General features: G+C 66.1%; 17 protein-coding genes and 6 pseudogenes. 10 read left to right on the top strand and 13 right to left on the bottom strand.

The window, feature by feature from the left end; genetic code table 11:
- On the top strand, window positions 1-593 hold a 593-nt coding region (locus tag QOI01_RS11700), incomplete at its 5' end, for an amidohydrolase family protein (RefSeq protein ID WP_526381024.1).
- Here the strand turns inward: QOI01_RS11700 and QOI01_RS11695 are convergent.
- The 6 genes from QOI01_RS11695 to QOI01_RS11670 all read right to left on the bottom strand — a co-directional run bounded on the left by QOI01_RS11695 (window position 590) and on the right by QOI01_RS11670 (window position 5,531).
- Window positions 590-1,996, bottom strand: a complete 1,407-nt coding sequence (locus QOI01_RS11695; RefSeq protein WP_526381022.1) for an aspartate ammonia-lyase — start codon at window positions 1,994-1,996, stop codon at window positions 590-592. The two genes, QOI01_RS11700 and QOI01_RS11695, sit on opposite strands and share 4 nt — an antisense overlap.
- On the bottom strand, window positions 1,983-3,149 hold the full coding sequence (locus tag QOI01_RS11690; protein ID WP_526381020.1) for a M20 family metallopeptidase: 1,167 nt from the start codon (window positions 3,147-3,149) through the stop codon (window positions 1,983-1,985). Before QOI01_RS11690 ends, QOI01_RS11695 begins: the two co-directional genes overlap by 14 nt.
- Window positions 3,146-3,817, bottom strand: coding sequence for a DUF1028 domain-containing protein (locus QOI01_RS11685; RefSeq protein ID WP_526381018.1), 672 nt, complete (start codon window positions 3,815-3,817; stop codon window positions 3,146-3,148). The genes QOI01_RS11690 and QOI01_RS11685 overlap by 4 nt, the downstream gene beginning before the upstream one ends.
- Window positions 3,814-4,242 carry a RidA family protein gene (locus QOI01_RS11680; RefSeq protein ID WP_526381016.1) on the bottom strand — a complete coding sequence of 143 codons (429 nt, stop codon included), beginning with the start codon at window positions 4,240-4,242 and terminating at the stop codon, window positions 3,814-3,816. The genes QOI01_RS11685 and QOI01_RS11680 overlap by 4 nt, the downstream gene beginning before the upstream one ends.
- A 90-nt stretch (window positions 4,243-4,332) precedes the next feature.
- Window positions 4,333-5,253, bottom strand: a complete 921-nt coding sequence (locus tag QOI01_RS11675) for a LysR substrate-binding domain-containing protein (protein WP_526381014.1) — start codon at window positions 5,251-5,253, stop codon at window positions 4,333-4,335.
- Between the two features lie 128 nt (window positions 5,254-5,381).
- Entirely contained in the window at window positions 5,382-5,531 is a 150-nt protein-coding gene (locus tag QOI01_RS11670) for a hypothetical protein (RefSeq protein ID WP_526381012.1), read from the bottom strand.
- A 334-nt stretch (window positions 5,532-5,865) separates the two neighbouring features.
- Here QOI01_RS11670 and QOI01_RS11665 point away from each other — a divergent pair, with 334 nt between their 5' ends.
- From QOI01_RS11665 to QOI01_RS11655, 3 genes and pseudogenes are all read left to right on the top strand, one after another.
- The gene (locus tag QOI01_RS11665; protein WP_526381010.1) at window positions 5,866-8,040 is read left to right on the top strand and encodes an oxidoreductase; all 2,175 of its coding nucleotides are present in this window, start codon (window positions 5,866-5,868) and stop codon (window positions 8,038-8,040) included.
- A complete protein-coding gene (locus QOI01_RS11660; RefSeq protein WP_526381009.1) occupies window positions 8,018-9,523 on the top strand; it encodes an aldehyde dehydrogenase in 1,506 nt (501 codons plus the stop codon). The genes QOI01_RS11665 and QOI01_RS11660 overlap by 23 nt, the downstream gene beginning before the upstream one ends.
- A 120-nt stretch (window positions 9,524-9,643) precedes the next feature.
- Window positions 9,644-11,302, top strand: a pseudogene (locus tag QOI01_RS11655) (thiamine pyrophosphate-dependent enzyme).
- A 506-nt stretch (window positions 11,303-11,808) separates the two neighbouring features.
- On the opposite strand, the pseudogene QOI01_RS11650 reads toward QOI01_RS11655, so the two are convergent.
- Window positions 11,809-12,464: pseudogene (locus tag QOI01_RS11650) on the bottom strand (nitroreductase).
- Window positions 12,465-12,478: 14 nt separating this feature from the next.
- Window positions 12,479-13,215, bottom strand: a pseudogene (locus tag QOI01_RS11645) (SDR family oxidoreductase).
- A 124-nt stretch (window positions 13,216-13,339) separates the two neighbouring features.
- Here QOI01_RS11645 and QOI01_RS11640 point away from each other — a divergent pair.
- Window positions 13,340-14,515, top strand: coding sequence for a Gfo/Idh/MocA family protein (locus QOI01_RS11640; RefSeq protein WP_526381007.1), 1,176 nt, complete (start codon window positions 13,340-13,342; stop codon window positions 14,513-14,515).
- A gap of 100 nt (window positions 14,516-14,615) precedes the next feature.
- Window positions 14,616-15,116: an SRPBCC family protein gene (locus QOI01_RS11635; protein ID WP_526381005.1), complete on the top strand. Its 501-nt coding sequence runs from the start codon at window positions 14,616-14,618 to the stop codon at window positions 15,114-15,116.
- Here QOI01_RS11635 and QOI01_RS11630 read toward each other — a convergent pair.
- Both QOI01_RS11630 and QOI01_RS11625 read right to left on the bottom strand, forming a co-directional pair.
- On the bottom strand, window positions 15,113-16,198 hold the full coding sequence (locus QOI01_RS11630) for an IS630 family transposase (protein WP_526381003.1): 1,086 nt from the start codon (window positions 16,196-16,198) through the stop codon (window positions 15,113-15,115). The two genes, QOI01_RS11635 and QOI01_RS11630, sit on opposite strands and share 4 nt — an antisense overlap.
- A gap of 576 nt (window positions 16,199-16,774) precedes the next feature.
- Window positions 16,775-17,047, bottom strand: a complete 273-nt coding sequence (locus QOI01_RS11625; RefSeq protein ID WP_526381001.1) for a hypothetical protein — start codon at window positions 17,045-17,047, stop codon at window positions 16,775-16,777.
- Here QOI01_RS11625 and QOI01_RS11620 point away from each other — a divergent pair.
- Window positions 17,020-17,238, top strand: coding sequence for an Rv1535 domain-containing protein (locus QOI01_RS11620; protein ID WP_526380999.1), 219 nt, complete (start codon window positions 17,020-17,022; stop codon window positions 17,236-17,238). The genes QOI01_RS11625 and QOI01_RS11620 overlap by 28 nt on opposite strands.
- A gap of 71 nt (window positions 17,239-17,309) precedes the next feature.
- Here QOI01_RS11620 and QOI01_RS11615 read toward each other — a convergent pair.
- Both QOI01_RS11615 and QOI01_RS11610 read right to left on the bottom strand, forming a co-directional pair.
- Window positions 17,310-21,551: pseudogene (locus QOI01_RS11615) on the bottom strand (HAD-IC family P-type ATPase); the annotation flags it as partial.
- 205 nt (window positions 21,552-21,756) lie between these two features.
- The gene (locus QOI01_RS11610; RefSeq protein WP_526380997.1) at window positions 21,757-22,272 is read right to left on the bottom strand and encodes a hypothetical protein; all 516 of its coding nucleotides are present in this window, start codon (window positions 22,270-22,272) and stop codon (window positions 21,757-21,759) included.
- A 621-nt stretch (window positions 22,273-22,893) separates the two neighbouring features.
- Here QOI01_RS11610 and QOI01_RS11605 point away from each other — a divergent pair.
- The 3 genes and pseudogenes from QOI01_RS11605 to QOI01_RS11595 form a co-directional block, all read left to right on the top strand.
- A pseudogene (locus tag QOI01_RS11605) lies at window positions 22,894-23,001 on the top strand (hypothetical protein); the annotation flags it as partial.
- 154 nt (window positions 23,002-23,155) lie between these two features.
- Window positions 23,156-24,556, top strand: coding sequence for a CYTH and CHAD domain-containing protein (locus QOI01_RS11600; RefSeq protein WP_526380995.1), 1,401 nt, complete (start codon window positions 23,156-23,158; stop codon window positions 24,554-24,556).
- 209 nt (window positions 24,557-24,765) lie between these two features.
- Window positions 24,766-25,257 carry an MSMEG_6728 family protein gene (locus tag QOI01_RS11595; protein WP_526380993.1) on the top strand — a complete coding sequence of 164 codons (492 nt, stop codon included), beginning with the start codon at window positions 24,766-24,768 and terminating at the stop codon, window positions 25,255-25,257.
- Between the two features lie 533 nt (window positions 25,258-25,790).
- On the opposite strand, the pseudogene QOI01_RS11590 reads toward QOI01_RS11595, so the two are convergent.
- Window positions 25,791-26,435: pseudogene (locus tag QOI01_RS11590) on the bottom strand (transposase); the annotation flags it as partial.
- Between the last annotated feature and the right edge of the window lie 123 nt (window positions 26,436-26,558).

The following is a 26,558-nucleotide window of genomic DNA, read 5'->3' as shown; positions in this document are numbered from 1 at the left end:
TGAACGCATTGGAGGTCGCTGTGCGTCGACACCCGGACTTCGACGGAAGACATCAAATTGCGCATCTGGATGTCGTGGATCCACAGGATGTTCCACGGTTCGCCGCACTCGGCGTGGTGGCGAACATCCAGGCCCTGTGGGCGCGACGCGATACCGAGATCGTCGAACGCAAGCTCGGTCTCCTGGGTCCTGAGCGCGAAGCATGGCACTTTCCCTTCGGCTCCTTGCACCGACAAGGCGCCACGCTGGCCATGGGAAGCGACTGGCCGGTCACCGATCCCAACCCGCTGTGGGCGATCCACACCGCGGTACACCGCACCGGCCCCCGCGCCGACCCCCACGCCATCGGGGCGGGGGTCTTCGACACGCCCCTGCTGGCGCTCGAGGGACTGGATTTGCGGACAGCCGTGAACGCATACACCGCCGGGTCCGCCTTCGCGAACCATTGCGACGACGGCACGGGCAGCATCGCGGTCGGCAAGTTGGCCGACTTGGTGCTGCTCGACGGCGACATCTTCACCGTCGACGAGATCAGTGATCTGCGGACGGTTCTCACCATGGTCGGTGGCGAGGTCGTCTATCGCGTCGTTTAGCTGTTCTCGTCGCTCGCCAGGGGCTGGGTCAGGTTCGCTGGTTGCAGGATGATCTCGAGTTGGGACGCGGTCAACAGGCCACGGTCCAGGACGAGAGATGCTACGTCGGAACCGGATTCGAGCGCCTCGGCGGCTAACCTCGTGGCGGCCTCATAGCCGATGTAGGGGTTGAGGGCGGTAACCAGCCCGATCGAACGGTCGACCATCTCGCGCATGTGGCCGACGTTGGCGGTGATGCCCACCACGCACCGCGAGCGCAGCACGTCGCACGCTGCCGTCAGGTGCGTCACGGACTCGAACAGGCTGTGCGCGATGATCGGCTCGAAGGCATTGAGCTGCAACTGACCGCCCTCGGCCGCGATGCTGATGGTGATGTCATTGCCGATCACTTCGAAGGCCACCTGGTTGACGACCTCGGGCACCACGGGATTGACCTTGCCGGGCATGATGCTCGACCCGGCTTGCACCGGCGGCAGGTTGATCTCGCCGAAGCCGGCGCGCGGGCCCGAAGACAGCAGCCGCAGATCGTTGCAGATCTTGGACAGTTTGACCGCGGTGCGCTTGAGCACACCGGACAGCTGGACGAACGAACCCACGTCCTGGGTTGCCTCCACCAGGTTCGAGGCGGTGACCAGCGGTAGTTCGGTCACGGCGCGCAGCTCTTCACAGACGAGCTGCGCGTAGCGGCTGTGGGCGTTGAGACCTGTCCCGATCGCAGTTCCGCCGAGGTTGATCTCGGCGATCAACAGCACCGCTTCACCGAGCCGATCAGCGTCCTCACTCACCATCACCGCGTAGCTGCCGAACTCCTGGCCCAGGGTCATCGGAACCGCGTCTTGAAGCTGGGTTCGTCCCATCTTCAGGAAGCCGCCGAATTCGATCGCCTTGTCCGCGAATGCCGCAACCAATTCCGACATCGCCAACTGAAGACGGTGCACGGCCAGTTGCATGGCGATCTTCAGCGCGGTCGGGTACACGTCGTTGGTGCTCTGCCCGAGGTTGACGTGCTCGAGTGGATGAAGGTGGACGTAGTCCCCGCGGCGGTGACCGAGCAACTCCAGCCCGCGGTTGGCGATCACCTCGTTGGCGTTCATGTTGGTCGATGTTCCTGCGCCACCCTGGATCACGTCCACGACGAATTGATCGTGCAATTTGCCGGCCCGGATCTCCGCGCAGGCGGCCACGATGGCGTCGGCACGTTCGGCGTCGAGCAGACCCAAGCGATGGTTCGTGCGCGCCGCGGCCTCCTTCACGCAGGCGAGCGCGACGACGAGCTCCGGATAGCGCGAGATCGGGATCCCGGTGATGACGAAGTTCTCCAGGGCGCGGACGGTGTGCACGCCGTAGTACGCGTCGTCGGGGACCTCGTGATCGCCAAGCAGATCATGCTCAGTCCTGGACATGGTCGATCAATCGCCGTCGAGCTGACTCGTCGGAGGCGATGTCCAGCACCGTAAGGGCGAGCGCGAGTGCGCCCTGCATCGCGGCACGGTCTGCTGCCGGGGACGCGGCCGCCGCGGCGAACTCGGGTTGGTGGTTGACCGCGGGCAGCGAGTCGATTCCGATGTAGGGGTGGATCGCCGGGATGACCTGCGAGACGTTGCCCATATCCGTCGATGCCCGGTTCATCAAACTGTCTGCGCCCGTTGAGAATCGACGGCCGAGTCGTTCCGCGCGCTGTGTGTAGACGCTGAGCAGTCGTTCGTCGTTGCGAAATTCCGAGTATGGCTTGCTCTCCGGTTCGATCGTCAGCTCGCAGCCGGTTGCGAGCGCCCCTGCGGCAAAGCAGCGTTGGATGCGGGGCTCCAGCTGCTCAAGCTGATCCAGGGTTCGCGCTCGTACGTACCAGCGGCCTTCGGTACGTTGCGGTATCGCATTGGGCGCCTCGCCGCCGCGGGTCATCATGCCGTGGACCCGTACGTCGGATGGGAGTTGCTGCCGCAGTAGACCGATGGCGACCTGGGCGATGGTGAAGGCGTCGGCGGCGTTGATTCCGCGGTCGGGGAAGGCTGCGGCGTGCGCAGCCCTTCCCTCGAAGGCGATGTGGCTGTGCGATACGGCGTAAGGCTCCGCTCGTGCTACGTCGACGGGGCCGGGGTGCACCATCGCCGCGGCGTGTACGCCCGCGAACGCGTTCCGTTCGAGCATCTCGATCTTGCCGCCACCACCCTCTTCGGCAGGTGTACCGAACACCGACAGCGTGATGCCGAGATCGTCGACGAAGGGGCTGAGGGCCAGAGCGGCGCCGGTCGAGATGGCCGCGATGACATTGTGGCCGCAGGCGTGGCCCAAGCCGGGCAAGGCGTCGTATTCGGCACATAGGGCAAGGTGCAGCGGACCGCTCCCCCGGTGGGCCCGAAACGCCGTGGGCAGTCCGACGAAGTTCGGCTCCACTGTGAAGCCGGCGTCGTCGAGTTCGCCTGCCACTCTCGCCGCCGAAACAAGCTCTTCCCAAGCGATCTCGGGATTCTGGTGCAGGTCGTGGGACAGCTTCAGGATGCGATCCTGCGTCCGGTCCCCCAGGTCCAGGATCGATTGCTCCAGCGTGGCTCTCACAGATCACCCGGCACGCCGTAGGACGGAGCCGCGGTGGGATCCAACCCGCGGATCCGATAGTCCTGCTTCTGGGGTTCCCATACGCTCCAGAGACGCCGGAGTTCGCCTACCGGGTCGTCATGCCAATCGACCCTGAGATCGGTGACCGGCCAAGGTACGTCTTCGACGACTTGGAGGCCGGCGCTGTGCACCGGCCCCGCCTCGCCTCCAGCGAGGACAGCCGCGGCGAGACCGTCGAGTAGTCGCAGTTCCAGGCACCCGGCCGACGAGTCGGTGAAGCCGGAAAGCAACGACTCGACGACTACCTCGTCGCGCAGCATGTTTCCCGCTGCCGCAGCACTTTCCGTCTGCGCGTGGTGGTAGATCCCCAGCGCGTGCTCGCCGGTGTGGACGGCAGTGTTGCCGCGACGATCGACGACGACGAGTTGCCGGTATGCGCGGTGGTCTTCAGAAGCCAATGCGGCGGCGAGCGCTTCCTCGGCATCGAGCTCCGAGGCAAGCGCGTCCAGCGCGATAGCACCCAGCCGTGGGTTGGTCACGTTCTGACTCGCGACGGCGCCGACGCCGGCGCGCAGGTGAACACAACGTGAGGCAACGGCCGGGCTCGAGGAACAGATCACCATGCCGAACGCGCCCGATTCGTCGCGGACCGTGAGGGAGAACGTCACGCGGTGCCCCCCGGATCGGAGATCACCGCGGTGGCATCGATCTCGACGAGCCACTCGGGGCGGGCGAGCGCGCTGACCACGAGCCCCGTGGAGACCGGGTGCACTCCCTTGAGCCAGCGGCCCATCACCCGGTACACCGGTTCGCGGTAACGGATGTCGACGAGGTACACCGTCACCTTCACAATGTCCTGCACCGAGCTACCCGATTCGGAGAGCAACATGGCGATGTTTGCCATCGCCTTCTCGGCCTGTGCCTCGACGTCCCCGATGCCGACCGATTCCCTGGTGTCGAGATCCTGACCAATCTGACCGCGCAGGTAGACCACGCCGCCGGCGACGACGGCCTGGGCGAGATCGTTGTCGAGAGTCTGCTCGGGATAGGTGTCGCGGGTGTTGAACGGCCGGATCCGGATGTGATTACCCATGACCCCTATCGTGGGCCGCTCGCCCGCTATCTGTAAAACACAGATAACTGACAAAGCACATATGCAACAGAGATCCGTCGGAAGCCCGAGTCAGTGCGAATCGTCGGCGGCGAAGATCGTGCGGGCAGCTTCTTCGATGGCGCGCGCCCGTGCCGTGACCCGTACGACGTGCGCACGCGCGATCACGATCGGAAGTCCAGGGACGTCGCCGCGGATCGGCACTGCGACGACCTCCCCTCCGTCGTAGGTGCCGTGGTGGGCGGGTTCCTGGTTCAGTATCGAGAATCCATGCCCGCGTGCGACCATCCCGCGCACTGTCTCGTAGCTCGCGGATCGATACTGAATTCGGGGTTTCACCCCGGCATCGATCATCATCGACTCGAAGTAATCGCGACTGTCCGGCAGATCGAGCAGGACCATGGGTTCTGCGGCGAGGTCCACGAGATCGAGGCTGTCGGAGGTGGCCAGCGGGTGATCTCGGGCCAGCACGACGTACGGCCGGGCGATGTGGAGGACTTCGGTGTCGATGCCCTCGCCCAGCCCGAGGTCGTAGGTCAGCGCCACCTCGGCGGTGCCATTTCGCAGCATGGCGCGAACCTCGTGCGCGTGGGTCTCCACGACCTCGACGTCGAGATCGGGATGTTTGGTGCCGAGCTCGGAGATGAGGCGAGGAAGCGCGAAGGGCGCGAGGGTGACGAAACACGCCACCCGGATCCGACCGCGTACCTGACCGGCCTGACCACTGGCCGAATCCAGCACCTCGCCGAGGTGTTCGAGGAGCGCCCGCGTGTCTCGCAGCATCTCCTCACCCGCGGTGGTGAGAACGAGCCCGCGGGCGCGCTGCCGGATGAACAGCTGGGTCCCTATCTGGTGCTCGAGTTGCGAGACGGCCGCCGAGACTGCCGACTGTGCGATCCGCAGCTCGTCGGCAGCCTTCGTCATGCTGCCGTACGTCGCCGCCTTCACGAAGTACCTCAGCTGAGTCAGCGTGACGTCTGGCCGACGAACCACTCACCCACTCCTAGTACCGGTCGACCTACCTCTCGGTAGTAAACCCTCGGTTGCCGCAGTCGACGACCTGAACGGGGACTGCTCAGTGTCGCGCTGCTCGACCCGGAGCGGTTTGGCAGTTAGATATCCTACGGCTCCCAGCCCCCCAGGGCGGCGAGTGTGCCGAGCGTGAAGAGCTCGAATTCTCCCGCGCTGACGCCCCAGACCTCCTGGAAGTCGTAGCTCAGACCGAAGGACCGGTCCAGCGTGCCGGGAAACACCGCGACCCAGCTGCCCAATGCGACCCACGCAAAGCACAGGGCGGATTCGTGGGGTCCATCAGCCTCTCGCTTTCTGCGCTTCGGATCTGGGTCTGTCGGTGTGGAGGGATCCGAGGTACCCACCACCTGTGATCCACAACACTGAATCCATCGATGCGGATCTGTAAGGCACGTTTTTTCGCGCTTCTGCATCTGCAATTCAGAAGTGTCAGGCCGCGACCTAACATCGGCATTCGTGATGTAGATCAACTGAAACATCTAATTGACTGGGGTAAACACACGGCCGACGATTTGACCACCGGGATACGCGTCAGTCCCGATCGTCACGCTGCGGCACCAACGGGAGAGATCCATGCGAGACCCGCGATACGACATTCTGTTCGAACCGGTCAAGATCGGACCGCTGACCGCGCGCAACCGGTTCTTTCAGGTTCCGCACTGCAACGGAATGGGCTACCGCGACCCATCCAGCCAGGCCTTCATGCGACAGGTGAAGGCCGAGGGCGGCTGGGCGGTGGTGTGCACCGAACAGGTCGAGATACACCCGACATCCGATGTCGGCCCGTTCATCGAACTGCGGTTGTGGGACGACCAGGACATGCCCGCGTTGGCCAAGATCGCCGAGAAGATCCACGACGGAGGCGCTCTCGCCGGCATCGAACTTGCCCACAACGGCCTCAACAGCCCCAACCTGATCAGCCGGGAAACGCCGCTGGCACCCCAGCATCTGCCCGTCGTGTCGTGGAACTACGACCCGGTACAGGCCAGGGCGATGACCAAGTCCGACATCGCCGACCTTCGAAACTGGCACCGGCAAGCGGTCCGACGCTCCCTCGCAGTCGACTACGACATCGTCTACGTGTACGCCGGCCACTGCTTGGGGGGTCTGCACCACTTCCTGTCGCGGCGCTACAACAACCGGACCGACGAGTACGGCGGAAGTCTGGAGAACCGGGCCCGGCTCCTACGCGAGATCCTCGAGGACACCGTCGAGGCTGTCGACGGAAGGGCTGCGGTCGCCTGCCGCATCACCATCGACGAGCTGCTCGGCGACGACGGAATCACCCGTGCCGAGATCGAAGACGTCATCGGCATGCTCGGCGAACACCCAGACCTGTGGGACTTCGTCCTGGGCAGCTGGGAGGACGATTCGGTTACGTCGCGGTTCGGCCCCGAGGCCGAACAGGAACCCTACGCACGGGGATTGAAGCAGCTGACCACCAAACCGGTGGTCGGGGTCGGCCGCTTCACCTCCCCGGACACAATGGTTCACCAAATCAAAAGCGGCGTACTTGATTTCATCGGTGCCGCACGACCTTCGATTGCTGACCCATTCCTTCCCAAGAAGATCGAAACGGGTCACCTCGAAGACATCCGCGAGTGCATCGGGTGTAACATCTGCGTGTCCGGCGACTTCACGATGTCACCGATCCGCTGCACGCAGAACCCCACGATGGGCGAGGAATTCCGCCGCGGCTGGCACCCAGAACGCATCCAGCCCAGGAAGTCGGACTCCCACGTCCTAGTTGTCGGCGCGGGCCCCACTGGACTCGAGGCGGCGCGATCGTTGGGCAATCGCGGCTACACCGTCAGCCTGGCCGAGGCCAGTCGGGTGCTCGGTGGCCGTGTCGATCGCGAAGCGAAACTACCCGGCCTGTCCGCCTGGATACGAGTCGTCGACTACCGGTTGCAACAGATCAACAAGCTCGACGACATCGAAGTCTTCATGCAAAGCGAGATGACGGCTGACGACGTCATCGACAACGACTTCGACCACGTCCTGCTCGCCACTGGGTCCCATTGGCGCCGCGACGGTGTCGGACGGTGGCACACCCATCCCATCGAGATCGACGAGAGCGCAAGCATTCTCAGCCCGGACGACGTCATGGCCGGCCTGCGACCCGAAGCCCGACGGATCGTGATCTTCGACGACGACCACTACTACATGGGTGGGGTGTTGTCAGAGCTTCTCGCCGCCGAGGGATTCGACGTCGTATTGATCACCCCTGCAGCACATGTGTCGCAGTGGACCACCCACACACTCGAGGTGGCCCGCATCCGCAAGCGAGTGATCCGCGCCGGAGTGCGGGTACAGACGAACACTGCGGTGACTGCCATCGGACCCGACTCGGTGACCACGGCCTGTGTGTTCACCGGCGACCCAGGCCAGACGGCGGCGGACGCGGTTGTTCTCGTCACTGCCCGACTGCCTGAGAACCGACTTCTGGACGCCCTTCAGGCACGCGAATCGGAATGGGGGCCAGCGGGACTCAAGAGTGTGCGTGCCGCCGGAGATGCCTGGGCGCCGGCCACCATCGCCGCTGCCGTGTGGGCCGGACATCGTTACGCCGAAGAGCTCGACGAACCGGCCGAGGAACGTCCGGTGCCGTTCCGGCGTGAAGTCACCGAACTGAGCAGCGAAGTCGGGATCTTCCTTCCCATCACCCCGTCGAACCGGCGCGCAGCCGGTGACCCGGTGATCCCTCCAAGGCTCGAAGGAGCACATGTTGGTACCCACGACTGTTGAACCCACGACCCTCGCACAGTGGACGGACCTCGCCGGGCACGTGCAACCGAGAACCGGCATCTTCATCGACGGTGACTTTCGTGCCGCGGCATCGGGCGCCACCTTCGACACGGTCAACCCTGCGACTGGCGAGCTACTGGCTGCCGTCGCGTCGGCGAGCGAGGTCGACGTCGACGCCGCGGTGGCCGCCGCACGCGCGTCCTTCGAGTCCGGAGTGTGGTCGAAAACGTCGCCTGCACACCGCAAACGGGTTCTGCTGCGCCTCGCCGAGCTCATCAGTGAACACCGCGTCGAACTCGCCCTGCTCGATTCCATGGACATGGGCAAGTTGGTGACGGAGGCCTATGACGTCGACGTACCCTCGGCTGCCGATCTCTTCGCCTTCTACGGAGAAGCACTGGATAAGGTCAACGGTGAGATCGCGCCCACCGAACCGGGAAATCTTGCGCTGGTAACCAGGGTGCCGCTGGGGGTCGTCGGAGCGGTAACGCCGTGGAATTTCCCTCTGGACCTTGCAGTCTGGAAGCTTGCACCAGCACTGGCAGTCGGTAACAGCGTCGTGCTCAAACCTGCCGAACAGGCACCCCTGTCCGCCCTGCGACTGGCAGAACTGGCCGTCGAAGCCGGCCTTCCACCCGGTGTGCTGAACGTGGTCCCCGGACTGGGCCCGACTGCGGGCGCCCCACTCGGTCTTCACGCCGACGTCGACGTGTTGGCCTTCACCGGATCCACCGCGACCGGAAAGCAGTTCCTGCACTACGCTGCTGACTCCAATCTGAAGCAGGTGTGGTTGGAGTGCGGTGGTAAGAGTCCGAACCTGGTCTTCGCCGACGCCGACCTCGAACAAGCCGCGGAGATGGCAATTTTCGGGGCGTTCTACAACCAGGGCGCCGTGTGCTCTGCCAACTCGCGTCTACTCGTCCAGCGCTCGATTTCCGAGCAGTTCGTCGCCGATCTCGTCGACAGAGCGCGATCGCTTCGGCCAGGAAACCCCCTCGATCCCGAAGCCGGGATGGGCGCGATCGTCGACGAATCACACACGGACCACGTGTTGGGATTCGTCGATCGCGCCGGCCAGGAAGGCGAGATCATCGTGGGCGGGAATCGACACACGGTCAACGGCCGGGGGTGTTTCATCGAGCCAACGATCGTCGCGGGTCTCGGGCCGACAGCCGAACTGGTGACCGAGGAAGTCTTCGGGCCGGTACTTTCGGTACAGGTGTTCGACGACGACGCTGAGGCAATCACGTTGGCCAACAATACGATCTACGGGTTAGCGGCTTCTGTCTGGACCAACGATCTGCGACGCGCGCACACGGTCGCGGGCGCACTGCGGGCAGGCACGGTATCGGTCAACACCGTCGATGCGCTCAGCGCCCAGACTCCGTTCGGCGGTTTCAAACAGAGCGGCTTCGGTCGTGACCTCTCGTTGCATGCACTGGAGAAGTACACGGGCATCAAAACCACCTGGATCCGTTTCTGATGGGCGCGATGGAACATCTGATCCATCCCGTATTCGTGTGACCACTCCCCAGCCCCACAGCCGCGAGTACCTTTCCGCTGAGGAGCCATCACACCCCCATCGACGTGAGGAGTCCTCGACATGGCCGAACCGATCGATGACCACTTCACCGCCTCCCTGCGGGCCTACCCGGACCTCGACACCACCAGCACTGTGCGCGACGACGACGCACCATTGCGGCCCGGGGCGGCGCTGACCGTCGCCCAGGCACTCGACCTGTTCGACGCGCAGCTCGGCAGCCGCCACCTCGACCTGGCCGCGCGCCCTGCGCGCCGACGGGATTGGCTATTACACGATCGGCTCCTCCGGGCACGAAGGCAACGCCGGCGTCGCCGCTGCGCGATGTCCTGCTCGGCATCGTGGCGGCCACGGAAGAACCGATCTCCGGCGGACGACACAAGTCTTCGGCCGACACGACCTGCACGTCATCCCCCAAACCTCCCCCATCGCCTCGCATTTGCAGCGCGCCCTCGGAGTGGCATTCACGTTGGGACGCGCCCACGAGCTCACCGACACGTGCCCATGGCCGGCCGACGCCACCACGGTCTGCAGCTTCGGTGACGCCTCGGCCAATCACTCGACCGCCGTCGGCGCCATCAATGCTGCACTCAACGCCACCTACCGCGGACTGGACGTGCCCCTGCTATTCCTCTGCGAGGACAACGGCATCGGCATCAGCACCAAGACAGCCGCCGGCTGGATCGAATCCACCTACGCCAACCGCACCGGACTGACCTACCTCACCGCGGACGGCGGCGACCTCCCAGCCACCCTGACCGCTGCGACCGCGGCCGCTGATTCCGTACGCCGACACCGTCGGCCAGCCTTCCTGCACCTGCACACCGTGCGACTGATGGGCCACGCCGGATCCGATTACGAAGCCGCGTACCGCTCGCCTCGCGACATCACCACTGACTACTCCCGCGACCCCGTCCTGACCACCGCACGGCTCCTCGTCGACAACGGCCATCTCAGTCCCACCGAGGTTCTCGACCTGTACGAACACAAGCGCGCCACCGTCATGGGTCTGGCCAAGGAAGAACTAGCCGAACTACCCCAGCTGAAGTCGGCCGCCCCGGTCGTCCAACCCCTGACAAATCCCTGCGCGACGCCAAGCGAGCCTCGCAGTCCGCACCGCGGTGTCCGGAAGGCCAGACATTGGCTCAATCCATCAACGCCGCAGGAACTGCCGGCGCTCTGTCGCTCTTCCTCGAACCCATCGCGCTGTACCACACCCGCGGGTTGCACGAGGATCGTGACGACGCCTGGCTCTCTGCGGCCACAGACGACGTCAACCCCTCCATGGGCACAGCACGCACCCACGGCGAAGGGACAGACCTGACGATCGTCACCTTCGCCAACGGCGTGCCCATGAGTCTCCGTGTCGCAGAGCGCCTACGCCGTGATCACCAATTCCATTCAAGAATCACCGACCTGCGATGACTCAACCCGCTGCCCGTCGAGGACATCCTTCGCGACGCCAACGCCACCGGCCGCGTCCTCATCGTCGACGAGACGCGCCGCACCGGAGGAGTCGGCCAGCACGTACTGGCCGCCCTCATCGAAGATGGATACCGCGGTCAACTTTCCCGCGTTTCCAGCCACGATAGCTTCATCCCCCTCGGCGACGCTGCCCTTCACGTCCTGCTCGTCGAGAAGACCGTCGAGCAAGCTGCTCTAGATCTGTTCGCAACGCACCGCAAGGTGACAGGGGTAGCCGAGCTCAGCAGTGAGAGGTGAATCCGCAGGGCAAAGTTGCCTTCATGGCGGGCGACGCGATCGGCGTAGCAATGGTGGACGGAGCCACCGTCGTCGTAGCTGTATCCCCGACGGTCATGCCCGACGCGCTGGTCACCGTGGCCGGTACGGTATGGCCGCCCATCTCCTGGCCAAGCGCTGCAGTAAAGGCGCCCGTGGCTACAAGCGCCGCTCCAGCGAACAGTGTTGCTCGAAATATCTTCGTACGCTTCATGGCTACGTCCTAACTGTTCCTGTGGTACCGCTTGATGTGACATGCGCGTCTGTTGAGAGTCTCGCGCCGAACTGGGCACATGCTGGATTAAGTCTTGTAATTGACTGGCAATTCGTCTGGGCGCTGAGCGGCGGCGACACCATCGGCCCGTTCACCGAGGTTGGCTTCGCGCCCACGTCGGAGGACTCTGCGCCGAACGAGACCTCACCACAACGGTGATGGGACAACACATCTCACTGCCCGTCATGATCTCGTTCTAGACCGACCGCCGAAGTTAGTCGTGGATGAAGGTGACCGTCTCGTCGAGCGGAGCCCGACCGGTACGCACGTACGTCACGGAGGGATCCTGGTAGCCGACTGACATACCGCAGAAGAGCATCAGCTCCTGCGGGGGCGACACGATCTCGGCGACGGTCTTGCGGACCTGTGACCACGCCATCTGCGGACAGCTGTGCAGTCCTTCGGCGCGCAACAGCAGCATGACCGTCTGGAGATACATTCCGAGATCCGACCACAGAGGCATCCCCAGGTCACGGTCGACATAGCAGAACAGGGCGGCCGGGGCGCCGAAGCAATACCAGTTTGCGCTGGCGGGCCTCCCAGTCCTCGCGGACGATGCCGAGCGCGCTGTAACGGTCCTTGCCGAAGGCGGCTCGGCGCGGTCCCCATACGGGGATTTCAGGGTGCTCGGGTAGATCTCGAACTCCCGCTCATCCCAAGGTCACCGGCAGCCACCCGCTCGGTAGCGAGCTTCCGGAGCTGCGTCAGTGGTGCGCGGGTCACTGCGTACACATGCCACGGTTGGAGGTTGGATCCCGACGACGCCCAAGCGGCGGCGGCCAGCACACGGCGCAGCACCTCTGCGGGGACGGGTCGGTCGAAAAATCCGCGCACCGCCCGCCGGCTCTTGACCGCCTCGTAAACGTCCATACCCGTCTGCCTTCTTACCCCTTGGCAGCAGTTTCGAGGATCCAGTCCTCGAAGCGGATGTCGAAGAGCGTTGCACCGTCACCGGGGACGAGGTCGCGTTCGTCGATCGGGATTCCCCAGTAACCGGCGGAGTCGGCGACGACTTCACGGCTATCACCACGGGCGATCAGCGCCGGATGAGGTCGGGTAGGCGGAACCGCTGCGGACCACCCACTTCGGTGATGCCACCGACGGGGGCATTGACCGCAGCAACGGCGACGTCGGTGGACGCCATCGGCTGAATCAGTGCAGGCGGCAGGTGCACCTCGTTGTCGATGGTGGCAAAATCCGCGATGGACTTGAGGAACTCGAAGAACTGCGTCGCATGCACGATCGAGTAGGGAATCGGACCCTCGCTGATCAGCTTCTCCTGCGCCAGTTTGCTTCGAAGTACTCGCTCTTGGGAGCGAGCCGATCGGTGACCACCACCGACAGCGCGACGTGGTGACCGACGCCTGCTTCCACCTCGGCCCTGAGCAAATTGGTGGTGGCAGTCTTGAAGAACTCCTTGGCGGCGCCGTCGAGCCTCGGAGAGTTCGAGACGTCGACGACGACCTCCGCACCACGGAGCGCCTCGGACAGGCCGTCACCGGTCAATGTGTTGACACCCGTCGACGGGGCTGCGGCCAACGACATCGTGACCCCGTTCGGTCAAGCCGTGCACCAACTTCGAGCCGATAAGACCCGTTCCACCAATGGCGACGATTCGCATGACTGATCCCTCTCATCGTGTTCCCTGACGGTCTGAACGGATGCCGTATCCCGGATTCATCCAGATTGCAGCGCATCGTCGGGATCGAAGGGTTCCCGTTCGGCGCACGAGCGATCATGACTACATGACACCGCTGCGCGCCGCCATCGTCGGTACCGGGTTCATGGCATCCGTGCACACCGAGGCCCTACGGCGAATCGGCGTGACCGTCCTTGGCGTCTCCGGATCCTCACCGGCGCGCGGCCAGGAGCAGGCCCAGGCGCTCGGACTGCCGTCGGCCTATGGGGCTTACCAGGACCTGGTGGCCGACGACCGGATCGACGTCGTACACGTGTGCTCGCCCAACCACCTGCATCATGAACACGCACTGGGTGCGCTGCGCGCGGGCAAGCACGTCGTCTGCGAGAAGCCGCTGGCAATGAGTTCGGCCGAAGCGGCCGAACTCTGCGACGTCGCACACTCATCGGGTCTGGTCCATGCCGTCTGTTTCATGCAGCGCTTCTATCCGCAGTGTCAAGAGGCAAGGCGCCGTGTGCAATCCGGCGAAGTCGGGGACGTCAGACTCGTCAATGGCACCTATCTTCAGGACTGGCTCGCCGATGAATCCGACTGGAACTGGCGCCTCGAACCCGACCTCGGTGGCACACTTCGAGCGGTCGGCGACATCGGGTCACACTGGCTCGATCTCGCGGGCTTCGTCACCGGGCGCCGGATCGACGCGGTCATGGCCGACCTCGCGACGGCGATTCCCACCCGACTTCGCCCTCTCACGGCGTCGGCCCAGACCTTCGACGGGCCGGTCGACGGACCCTCCGAACGCACTGCGATCGACACCGAGGACATGGCAGGCATCCTCATTCGGTTCGACGACGGATCGCGCGGCGTCCTGACGCTGTCTCAGGTCTCGCCGGGCCGCAAGAACCATCTGTCCCTGGAGGTGAGTGGGTCCAAGGCGTCTTTGCGCTGGTGTGCGGAGAACCCCGAGGAACTGTGGGTCGGGCGCCGCGACGAGCCCAACCAGATCCTGCTGCGCGGCGCGGTGCCCGGTGGCCAGGCAGCCACGGCCGGCGACTACCCCGCCGGACACGTGCAGGGATTCCCGGATGCGTTCAAGGCGATGTACCGCGCCGTCTACCAGGCCGTGGCAGCCGGCGGACCCACGGCCACTCCGAACTACCCGACGTTCGACGACGGCGTCGAGCAGGCCCTCATCGCCGACGCCATAGCTGCAAGCGCGCAGAACGGCACGTGGACGCAGATCGACCGACCCTCATCGCCACAACGTCACCCGCACCCTTAGCTTGCGGCACGCTGCCATCGGCCCAATTCGGGACCGGCGCGACGTCCGTCGTGCCGTACGGCTTCGATGACCTTTCCCGCCGCTGATGGTCGGTATTGGCATGAACGAAGAAACCATGGTCGCGACGGCCGTCATCATCGCGCCGGCCGAAACCGTGTTCGACCTGCTGGCAGATCCGTCGACCCACGTGGCGATCGATGGCACGGGATGGGTACGGCAACCAGTCGACGGCGATCGGCTGACCGAGACCGGCCAAGTCTTCCGAATGGGGATGTACCACGACGGACATCCCAACAAATACTACGAAATGGCCAACCGGGTCGAGGTGTTCGACCGACCGCGCACCATCGCATGGCAGCCCGGCACGGAACCTCGCCACATCCCTGGTCGCCAACGTTCCGACGACGGCGCTGTCGAGTACGGCGGGTGGGTCTGGCGCTACGACCTCGGGCCGGTCGGTGCTGAGCGAACCGAGGTCACGCTGACCTACGACTGGTCACGGGTGCCGCCGCATCAGCGCGACATCGCGTTCCCTCCGTTCGGCCAGCAGCACCTGGACAACTCGCTGAGACATCTGACCGAGCTGGCCGAGCAGGTCTAGTGTCCTGAGTCGTTAATTCGGGTGCAGTAGTTGGCGATGCCGGCCAGGATTTGGTCGGCGGTTTTGGTCCAGACGTAGGGGCGCGGGTTGTCGTTCCAGGTGTCGATCCAGGCGCGGATGTCGGCGTTGAGTTGCCGTACCGAGGTGTGGGTGCCGCGGCGCAGTTTCTTGGTGGTCAACTCGGCGAACCAGCGTTCTACGAGGTTGAGCCATGAGGAACTGGTCGGGGTGAAGTGCATGATGAATCTGGGATGGTTTGTCAGCCAACGCTTTACCGCAGAGGTTTTGTGCGTGGAGGCGTTATCCAAGACCAGGTGCACGTCGAGATCGGCGGGGACTTCGGCGTCGATCTTGCGCAGGAAGGCCAGGAATTCAGTAGCCCGGTGACGCGAGTGCAGGGCGCCGATCACCTTTCCGGTCGTGAGGTCCAGTGCGGCATACAGACTCGAGGTGCCGTGGCGGACGTAGTCGTGGCTGGCCCGAGCCGGGGTGCCCGGCAGCATCGGGAATATCGGTTGAGTGCGATTCAAGGCCTGGATCTGCGTCTTCTCGTCCACGCACAGCACCAGGGCCCGCTCGGGTGGGTTCAGATACAGCCCGACGACGTCGCGGACCTTGGCCACGAACAGCGGATCTTTGGACAGTTTCCACGAATCCTGCTTGTGCGGGGCCAGGCCGAACGCGCGCCACACCCGAGACACCATCGACTGGCTCAGCCCCAGATGGGCGGCCATCGAACGGGTCGACCAGTGCGTGGCATCCGGCGGGGTGGTTTCCAAGGTCTTGGTGATCAACGCCTCGATCCGGTCATCGCCGACCACGCGCGGCCGACCCGGACGCGGCTCATCAACCAACCCGTCCAAACGCAACTCAGCGAACCGGTTACGCCAGCGCCGCACGGTCGCGATAGACAGTTCCAACCGCTGCGCCAACTCGGTATTGGACCCACCATCAGCCGCCGCCAACACAATTCGTGCCCGCATCGCCAAACCAGCAGCACTCGTACGCCGACGAGCCCAACCTTCCAATTCGCCGCGCTCAGCCTCGGTCAACACGATTTCGACAGCATGCGGGGTTGGCATAGCCCAGTCTAACAACTACGAATGTATTAACGACTCAGGACACTAGCGCGGTGGGCTCAGCTTGCTCGGGCACGAGGGTCACATCAGGCCGCGCGTTGACCCGCTCGGCCTGATGGCCCACTCCGTCGAGACTTAGGACAATCCCCGAGACCGCAAACGACCATCGGCGCGCGATACACGTTGCGGGGCCGTTCTACTCGGCGAGGCTTGCGACGACCTCAATCGACCGTCAACGCAATATTTGATCCGGAGTCGCCTACGCAATTCGAGAGTGGAGCTGACGGGATTCGAACCCCTGGCATTACCTGCAGAAATAGCCCCTGAGCTGCGGCGAATGTTCTGTGGCGTTGTTACGCGGCGCGTGCCTGTGCTGCGAGATATGCAACGGCGTGTTATGCGACGTAACAGTGCTTCCACCGCAGGGATATCCCGCACAGCGGCGCCAGCGGCCGTTGATCACTGGCCTGATGGTCGAAGGGCGGACGCGTTCCTGTTCGCGCTCATAAATGTCCGCGACGGCCGTGCCTTGGTGCCGACTGCACCCGCCCCGGTCCGGACGCGCGTGTGCTCGTCCGCCTACGCCTCTTCGATGGCTTCACCGAGTTCTTCGGCGACGCGATTGTGGTGGTTGTTGGCCAATGCGTGACCGGTAGCGATGATAAGCGCGACCGGCCAGTCGATGATCTCGATCGCGGCCAGGACAGCCAGCCCACCGTAGTAGGCCAGTTGATCGGGCCGCGGAACGCGGACACGACCGACGATGGGCAGCTGCACGGCGAAGGACTCGGCCTCGCGTATCCGGTCCACGGCGCCGCGGTGTGATGTGGCGCGGGGTGTTTGGTCGGCCATTGGTTGCCTCCTGGTCATGGCTTCTTCAGCTTCTGGGCATTCATGGTGGTCATGCTCACGGTGTGTCAGAGCCTACGAGCGGACCCGGTGCGGACCCGTTGACCGGCGCGGTTGCCCGGTTGTTGGCCGTGCCGTTGCGAGAGCTGTATGCGGTGTTGTGGCGGGCAGGTGTGGTGGAGATCGTCGACTGACCCGAGCCTTGGTCAGGGTGCTCCGAGGGCGACTCCGGCCCGTCGGAGACCGGCAACGGTGGGGCAAACAGCCGCCCAGTGATCACGGGCACCAGCGCGGCACCGGCCGTCGCGACCGCGGCCGCTCCCAGTGCCTGGGTCCAGCCCACCGGCCCCAGAGGGGTGCAGCCCAACAGCTGACTGAGCCCCGGGGTCATGACGGCCCCGGCCAACGCCGTCATCGACCCGGCGGCGGTTAGCACCACCAACGGACTGTGCGAGTCCAGCAGCGTCTGGCCGAGCTGGGCGCCGACCAACGCGACCAGCCCCACGGTGGAGGCCCGTTGCGGACGCCCGGTCATGCTGGCCACCACCCAGGCCCCGGTAGCAGCGGCCGCCGTCGCGCCACCACGCACCGCGACAGTGCGCCACAGGGCGGCCTGGTCGGGACCCCTTCCGGCAGAGCGCATCCCGGCATTCGGCGGGCTGACGGCCAACGCGGCAGCCGGCAGGGCGTCGGTCAACATGTTCACCAGCAGCAGCTGCCGGGCGTTCAGCGGTGCCCGTCCGGTCAGGGCGCTGCCGATGATCGCGAACGCCACTTCTCCGGCATTGCCGCCGAGCAGGACCGCGACCGCGGCCTGCACGCGGCGCCACAGCTGACGACCCTCGTCCAGTGCGTCCAACAGCGACTCGATGCGCCCGTCGAGCAGCATCACGTCCGCCGCCAGCCGCGCCGGGTCACTCCCGCCGGAAACCACCCCCACCCCGACGGTCGCGGCCCGGATCGCCGCCGCATCGTTGGCGCCGTCACCGACCATCGCGCAGACCTGCCCGATCCGCTCCAGGGTCTGAACGACCTGAACCTTGTGCTCCGGTGACATCCGCGCGAAGACCACCCGATCGGCGACCGCCCGCTCCTGTCCGCGACGTGGTAACGCCTCCCACTCCGCACCGGTGATCGCCTGCCGCGCACCGACATCCAAGCCCAGCTCTGCGGCGATCGCCATGGCCGTGATGGGGTGGTCGCCAGTGATCAACCGGACCCCCAGCTGCTGCCGCGCCAACGCGGCCAACAATCCGGCTGCCTGAGGCCGCGGAGCGTCGGAGAGCCCGAACAGCCCCACCGCTTTCAGGCCCTTGCCGCACAGCTCGGCGAGCGCATCGGGATCGCCGATCGCGGCCGCCACCTGGGCGGGGGTCAGGGCCCGCCGTGCCACCGCGATCACGCGCAGACCGTCGGCGGCCATCTCACCCACCACGGCGGCCATGGTGTCGCGGCCGACGCAGGACGCCAGCACGACCTCCGGGGCCCCCTTGACTGTCAGCTCCGAACCGCACACCGACGCCGAATACACTCGGCCGGAGCGAAACGGCAAGTGTGCCAGCCGCTTCCCTGGGCCGATTCCTGGCGATGATTCGGCGGCGGCCGCGTCGATGACGGCGCTGTCGGTGGCATGCAGATGGCGTCCGCCCACCGGGTCGGCGGTGGCGCGCGACGCGCACGCCAGCACCTCGGCGGCGGGCACGCCCGGTGCGGGCTGCACGCGCGACACCCGTAACCGGTTTTCGCTCAGAGTCCCGGTCTTGTCGAAGCACACCACGTCCACGCGTCCGAGCGCCTCCACCGAACGGGGACTGCGCACCAGCGCCCCAGATCTGGTCAGCCGCCGCGCCGAGGCCTGCTGGGCAAGGGTCGCCACCAACGGCAACCCTTCGGGTACCGCGGCCACGCTGACGGCGACGCCACTGGCCACAGCCGTGCGCAGGCCTCCGCGTCGCAGCAGCCCCAGTGCGCTGACCACGGCGCCGCCGGCGAGGCTGACCGGCCACGCGCGGTCGGTCAGCTCTGCCAGTTGAGCCTGCAACCCGACCGCGGGATCGCTTGCCAGTGTGCCGTGCAGCGCGCGACGGGCCTGCGTCTGGTCGCCCACCGCTGTCACTACCGCCAGCGCGGTGCCGGTGACCACGGTGGTTTGAGCGAACAGCATGCAGGCCCGGTCTGCCACCGCGACGCCCGGTGTCGGGGCAACCTGTTTGGTCACCGGAAGCGATTCCCCTGTCAGCGCGGCTTCGTCGACCTCCACGTCGGTGACCGCGATCAGCCGCGCGTCAGCCGGGACCACCTCGTTGGTCCGGACCTCGATCACGTCTCCGGGCCGCAGTTCTAGCGCAGGCGTGTCCTCGTATCGCCTTCCCGCCGCATCGTCGAATGCTCGTCGTGCCGGTGCGATCTGGACGGCCAGCAGCCGCCGAAGCAAGCGTTGCGCGTGTACTTGCTGGGTCGCCGCCAGTGCTGCGTTTCCCGCCAGCACCGAGCCGACCAGGACCGCGTCGACCGGGGAGCCCAGTGCTGCGCTGGCTGCCGCGCCGATCGCCAGGATCGGAGTCAACGGATCGGCCAACTCGGTGCGCATCGCACCGGCGAACTCCGACGCCAGCCGCTGAGGAGGTCCCGCGAACCGGCCCGCCACGCCGATCGAGGCGCTGGATACGGCCCGTAGCAGTGACCGTGGCGCGGGCTGTGCTCCGTCGCGGTTCGGCGACGGCAGGATCCTGCGCACCTCGGCCGCCGGCATGGCATGCCACTCCTGAACCTCGACGGGGGGCGGGATGTCGGCCCCGAGTGCACCGCGCGCCAGCCGGTAACCCGTCCAGAGGCCGACCCCTGCGCCCGCGGTCACCGGTCCGGGGCCGCGGCCACGAACACCCGGCACCATGAGCAGCGTTCCCAGCAGAGATGCGCCGATGGAGATCTGCACACCGCTGCGGCTCGCGGCGCGCGCCGCTGGCAGGGCATGCAGCAGCTGCCACACGCTGGCCAAGTCCGACACCATCAGATGCGCGTGCCAGGTCGGCGGCCCACCGTCCGACCGCACGCCGATCGCCACGTCGGCACCCGAGAGTGCCTGCGGTGCACCAAAGGTGACCATCGCGACGGTGTGCCCACCGTCCTGCAGATCGGTCACGGCGTCCGCCAGAGCTTGGTCGATCGACCGGTCGCCCACAGGTCGCAGATCGTCGAACGCAGAACGCAGATCGCCGAGGTCCTCGACGTCCAGTGACATCACTTCGACGGCGCCGTTGCTGGCCTCGTTGATCACCGCTGACGCCAATGGGTCCGGGGCGTGGCAGACCCGTACGTCGAAGCGCGGCCGCCGACCACCCTCGGAAGTCCAAGAACCCTGCAGACGGTGCCAGCCGGCGGCGAGGACTCTGCGATCCAGTTCAGCCATGGCGCACTCCCAGGCCTGCACGCGGCGCGCGTCGGGCGCGCCCCGGATGGCTTGGACCCGCAATGCCCCGGTGCACAGCACCCGCGGATCGAGCAGGACGACGTCGACCCGGTCCAGGCGCCGCAAGGCCTCCGGACGCAACGCCAGAACGGCGTGCCGGTCGGCCAGCCCGCATCCGAGCGTGCCCGCGAAGGACTCCCGCGCGCTGCGCGACGCCTTCGGTGCTGCCACGACAGCCGCCGTCGCAGCCGTCGCAACGCTGCGACTCACCAGGCCGATCGCCGTCGCGCCCGCGACCTGCGCCAGCCCGCTGCGGTCGCCGTGCCGCTCGACCGGGCCGGGCGGGCGGAGGTGAGGCCTCGGTTGCCGCTCGATGACATCCGGGCAGTCGGCGTGCTCGGCCAGGAACGGCTCCCAGTGCGACCAGGACCGCTGCCCCGAGCGCGCCTCGGCGGCATGCACTAACTGAATGGCCAGATCGACGACCAACGAGGCGGGTGCCTGGGTGATGGTGTACGCGGTCGCGGCGGCGAGGCCGACGACGGTGTCGGCGGCCACCGACCCCAAGCGGTCCTCGATGAGCCGGCGCAACCGCGGCTGGTAGTCCACCACGGTGACTGCTGCGGAAAACATCTCGGGCAGGCTCGGCCACCCCAGCGCCCGCCCGGTCACCGCGGCGCACAGACCAGCACTGTTGGCAATGACCGCAGCGACCCGTCCCATCAGCACGACGCCATCGCCCGGCAGATCCGGCACCCGCTCCCGAGCCGAGGTACCCACCTGCCCAGCCCGTGCTTCCGCCGCGCCGACCAGATCACAGAGCTCGCCAAGGCGGGCCCCTTCAGCCGCCACCGAGATGACCACCCGCGACAACGGACCGTTGAGCTCCGCGGACACCACCCCGGGATGCGAGCGCACCGCGACGAGCACGGCGGCGCCTACCGCGCGGCCCACGGTCCCGTTGAGCCCACGGACTTCCACCCAGGCGCGGCCGCCGCCCTGCCAGCACCGCCTACTCGGCGCACCTCCGAGGACTTCCCGCGCCACTGCGACCACAGAGTCCACGGAGCCCGAACCCAGGATCAGATCCGTGCCCATGCGCAACGGCAAAGTCGCCACGCCGATGCCACCGGAGACCACGCTCGAGGTCGCGGAACCCGCCGCGTGCACCGACGCCGCGCCGACCGCCCCCGCGATGTCAACGAAAGCGCTCGTCGCCTGCACGCCCGCGCCGGCGCACCGTCTCACGACGCGCGTCAAGTCCATCTTGCAGTTGCCGTTGACGGTGAATGCGGGGGCGATGTTATGAACTCGGCTGCGAACGTCTGGGCGACGCCTTGCGTGCCGCCGACTTCGACGCCTTGCGTGCCGCCGACTTCGCCGCCTTGGGTGCCGACTTCGCCGCCTTGGGCGCAGATTTCGACGGCGTCGGGGTGGCCCTCGAGGCCGTCGAGGTCGACCGTTGCGTTGAACGGCGGTCCGCCGAGGCGGTCGAGCGGGTCGGTACCGAACGCAGTCCGCCGCCTGTCGAAGTGGCCTCCGGCGGGCGCGTCAGCTGCCGCACCACGAGCGCGGTGCCCCCAACGACGAGCACGATCGGCCACTCGACCAGTCCCGCCGCACCGACTACGGCGAGCGTGAGCGCGGCGGCGGGCGTCGAGCGGCTTCCACTGCTGACTCCGCTCAGTACCCCGTCCACGGTTCCCCGCACGCCGCCGACGACACCACTGACCGCGGCGCCCGATACCGCGCCGGCTGCTGCGGTGGTGGCATTCACGACTTTGGTGGCACCGCGCAGCGTGGCGTCTACAAGCCCCATAATCACTCCTCGTGTCGGCCATGCACCCGCTGAAGCTCGAACGCTTCACTTCATGATTACCCAGCATTCACCGTCGATACACCAAGGAAGGCCCTGCACAGCACTTACTTGGTAGGTGACAGTTCTCGTCACTCTGGAAGAGACCGAAGAGCGCTGGGCGACATCGGGATCCGGGGCCTGACCGCGAAAGCGATCGTCATGCCTCCCCCGCCCTGACCGGGAATGCCCCAGCTGCCATCCCACGCGAGTTGGCGGCCACCGGAGTCCTCGCAGCGCAGACAGATGGCCTTGAACAACCGTGCAGTCAGAGACGCGTGGCAGTCGACGACCTCGCTTCCGGAACTCGCATTCAGCGACGGCTTGGCTACTGGCCCGGGCAGACCGCATGGCGCACCTGGTCCGCGTCCCCAGCCCCGACTGCACCCATCGACGCCACGAGACCCGTAGTGCACATGTAGTGCGCATGGGACCCTCCAGGCCCGTTCCCCGCTTCGTCTCCAGTGTGCGGCTGCTCTTTGCGGCGCGCTGGACGAGTGATACCGAACGGTCTCAGCTGGCAGCCACGAGGCCGTTCTGCAGGCGCGCCGCGGCAGCAACCACGATCCGCTGCGCCGTCCCGTAATTGCCAAGTCGGTCGTGATCAATCCGTTCGTCGACTGGGGTACCGACCGGCCGCCGCAGCACGAATACGCCGACTCGATCATCTACGAGGCGCACGTCAAGAGCCTGCGCCGCAACGGCATCAACGGGGTGGACCCGAGCGCGTCATTGAGCATCGGCACGTTGTGTTCGCGCGCGGCGGGCCGCCGGTTGTCCTCAGCGCGGACCAGGCCCAGTGTTCCGTCGAGGTTTAACCGGCGCGTCGGACGGAAATTCGCCTTCGATGCGAGAAGTCCTGGAACGTGAAGACAAATGGGCGGTCGAGAGTGACTTCGTCCTTCCTGACATTGACGACTTGTCGCGTGACGCGGAAGTCCATACCGACACCGTGGAACTGGGCAGCGTCTACTACGACACCGGCGACTACGACCTGCGTGCGCACGGGATCGTCGTGCGCCGCCGCGACGGCGACGACGACACCGGATGGCAGGTGAAGTTGCCCAGCGGTGACGGGCGACTCGAGTTGCATTGGCCCCTTTCGAATACGCCGCCCGATGAGTTGAGCCGGCTGCTCACCGGGGTGGCGCTGGGCAAAGAGCTGTCGAACGCGGCGACGATTCGCACATCGCGGCACCGCCACCGCGTCACCGCGGGGGGCGACCTCCGCTTCGAGATCGCCGACGACACGGTGCGCGCCTCCAGCGGAGCCGATCTGCTGGTATGGCGGGAGATCGAGGTCGAGCTAGGCCCCGGCGTGTCCGATGTGCCGAAGAAGTTGCGGCGAAGGTTACGCGCCGCTGGGGCTAAACCGTCGACCTATCCGTCCAAGCTGGAACACGCCACCGGAGTGTCCGCGCCGGCTGTTCTGTCCAAGGCGGCCAGTGTGGTGGTCAGCTACCTCAACGATCAGATCGACCAGATCGTGGTCGGCGACGTCGATCTGCGACGGGGCAAGGATCCCATTCACGACACCCGTGTGGCCATCCGGCGACTCCGTAGCACTCTGCGCGTATTCAAGGACGTCCTTGACGACACGCCGGGGGACGTCGACGCGAAGTTGAAGTGGTTCGCCAGCCTTCTCGGCGACGTCCGAGACAGCCAGGTCCAACAAGGACGATTCGCCGACGCCGTCGACGCCCTGCCCGACGATGTCGTGCTTGGACCCGTGCGAACGCGCATCCGCAACGATCTGCAGGCGATCGAATTCCCAGCCCGCAAGGCGGTCGACGAGGCAATGGAATCCGCTCGTTATCTCGACATCCTCACCGCGTTGCGCCGATGGCGCACCGATCCACCGGTCGCGGCGGACCTCGGAGCCAAGACCCTGCGGAAATTCGCCCGCAAGGCTAGCCGCAAAGCGCAGCGTCGACTGGGTCGAGCGCTCGACGCCGAGGATCCCGTGTTGCTGCATCGAGCGCGCAAGGCGGCCAGGCGCGCCCGGTACGCCGCCGAGCTCGTCGCCCCACACGATCCGTCGGCGGACCGACGGCGCAAGCAACACAAGAAGATCCAATCGTTGCTCGGAGATCACCAAGACACGATCGTCGCGATCGATGCCCTGCGACGCTTGGCCATCACTGCCGGCACGACGGCGGGCGAGAACGGATTCACCTACGGGCTGCTCTACGCCCGAGAACAGCGCATCGCCGAGGACCGACGCGCCGCGGCGCGCACGCTGAGGTGATCGTGACGACGTGAGTTGCGCAACAACGCAACTCACGACCAGCCGAGCTGTAGCAGGGCGACGGTGTCAGACGCCGTCATGCGGGCTCACTTAGAGAAGCACTACCGGGAATGCCCCCGCCCGCGGCTGGCAAACGTGCCCCCGGGCCGATGCCACGACGTTTCGCAGTCGTGGACGGGAGCAAGTCGGAAAGTGGGTATGCCAGGCGTGTGCAAACCTTCCTGCCCTGTCGCGATTTCGCCGACTCCGCGAAGCTGCTCGACCCGCGCAGGTTGGGCAAGCAACGCGCCGAAACCATCCAGGTGTTAAGGGCAATAACCGTGCCCGGCTACGGGTGGCGACACCACCCTGCAGCGGCAATGTGGGCTGGATATGAGGAAGCGCTGGTCTGCTATGGGCTGGCAATATCTGAGGCCTGGCTGCAGCGCGGTCATCAAGACACCACCGCTGCCACGCTGCTCGCCGATCTCAAGGCAGGAACTGGACTCGATGGCGTTCGTGAACAGAACGAGCTGATTCGCGCAGGTGAAGTGCCGCCCTGGCTCGGCGACCAAGCGTTCCACCTCAGTCATCAGTCGTCGCTGGTGCGCAAGGACCCCGGGTTCTATCGGCGGCTCTTGCCCGACGTCGCCGACGACCTGCCCTACGTGTGGCCCGCGTCGGACCGAAGACGCCGCGTCCCGATACACGATCAGGGGTGAAGTCGGTGCACTCCGGTAGGTCGCGCACGAGCCCTGACACCCGCTCATTGATTTCGCGGTGCTGGTGATGAGCGGGCCGAAAGGAGGTCGACGCCGTTCAAGAGACTGCTGGACCTCAGGGTCAGGCCTGACTGCGCCTTTGACGATAAGGGTGGTCAGGCGCCGTGTGCGCTGATGTAGAGCCGGTTCCGCAGTACCCTAACCCGCGACGTCCTTCATGGTCTCTTCACCGAAGCGGGCTGGGGTTGGCCGTCGACGACGGTGACGTCGCGCCGAGCAGTGTGTGCCTGATCGGAATGCCCGGCTGAGTGATTGACGGGATGTCCTTCGAGACTCGCCCGGCCTGCTCGGCCGTGCGGTGGATGCCGTGGTCGATGCCGCCCAAACCCCAGTGGGCGTAGGACACGCCAAGTGCGGTCGAGATGTCGCTGAAGTCCTCGGTGGCGGGCGCACAATCGCAATTCACCGTGACCGCGACCACGCTGAACCGTTGAGCCGTTTACATCCGACCCGTCAAGAAGACAGACCGCTCTGGGGATCTGGTTGATCGCGGCGGCCAGCACCTCGATGTGATCGGCGGCGGTGTTGGCGCCAGCGTTGCCCGCCCGCAGTCGGGCGGCCAGCAGTTCGGTGGTGTTGTCGCACCACACCCCCAACGGGTGAAACCCGAACGTGCCCTGCAACGTTGGCGCTGCGTTCTCCTTCTCACCGTGGGACACCACGATCGTGGCGTCCACGTCCAACACCACCACCTCGCCCAGGTCGGTGCCGGCGACCTTCGATGCCGGCAACCCATCGGGCAGCGCCGACCACACAGGGCGACGCACCCGCGCCCGCGCGGAGTCGATCCGCTTGAGTCGCGCGGGGGTCAGTTCATCAAGGGTCCGCCACACCGTCGGTGCTGAAGCCACCGGCCCCAGCACCTGCGACTGGTGACGAAGCACGTCGACATCGGCGATCGCCTCACCGCCATCGGCGAGCATCACCGCCACATCGACCAACACCCGTCCACGGTCGTGGCGCGGGGTGAACGAGCGACGCTGCAATGCCGTGGAGACCGCGCTCGTCAGACCGGTCCGATCCGCCAGTAACCGCAGGCCAGCGCTGCCGGCATGGGCCACCACGCCGGTCCCATCACCGGTTACCGACAAGCCGGCCGACCACGAAGTACGCTTCACCTACGGAGTGCCTTCCAGACAAGAGATCTTGAACCGTCGCAAGTCCAAGATTCCCTTGCTGGACAGGCACTTCCGTGCATCTACACGCGGTCAACACCTCTCAGCAGTGAATGATCCGGGCTA

The organism is Mycobacterium sp. (assembly GCF_032162605.1).
Classification (GTDB): domain Bacteria; phylum Actinomycetota; class Actinomycetes; order Mycobacteriales; family Mycobacteriaceae; genus Mycobacterium.
Note: the sequence above shows the minus strand (reverse complement) of the source record. Positions and strands in the feature narration are given on the sequence as shown.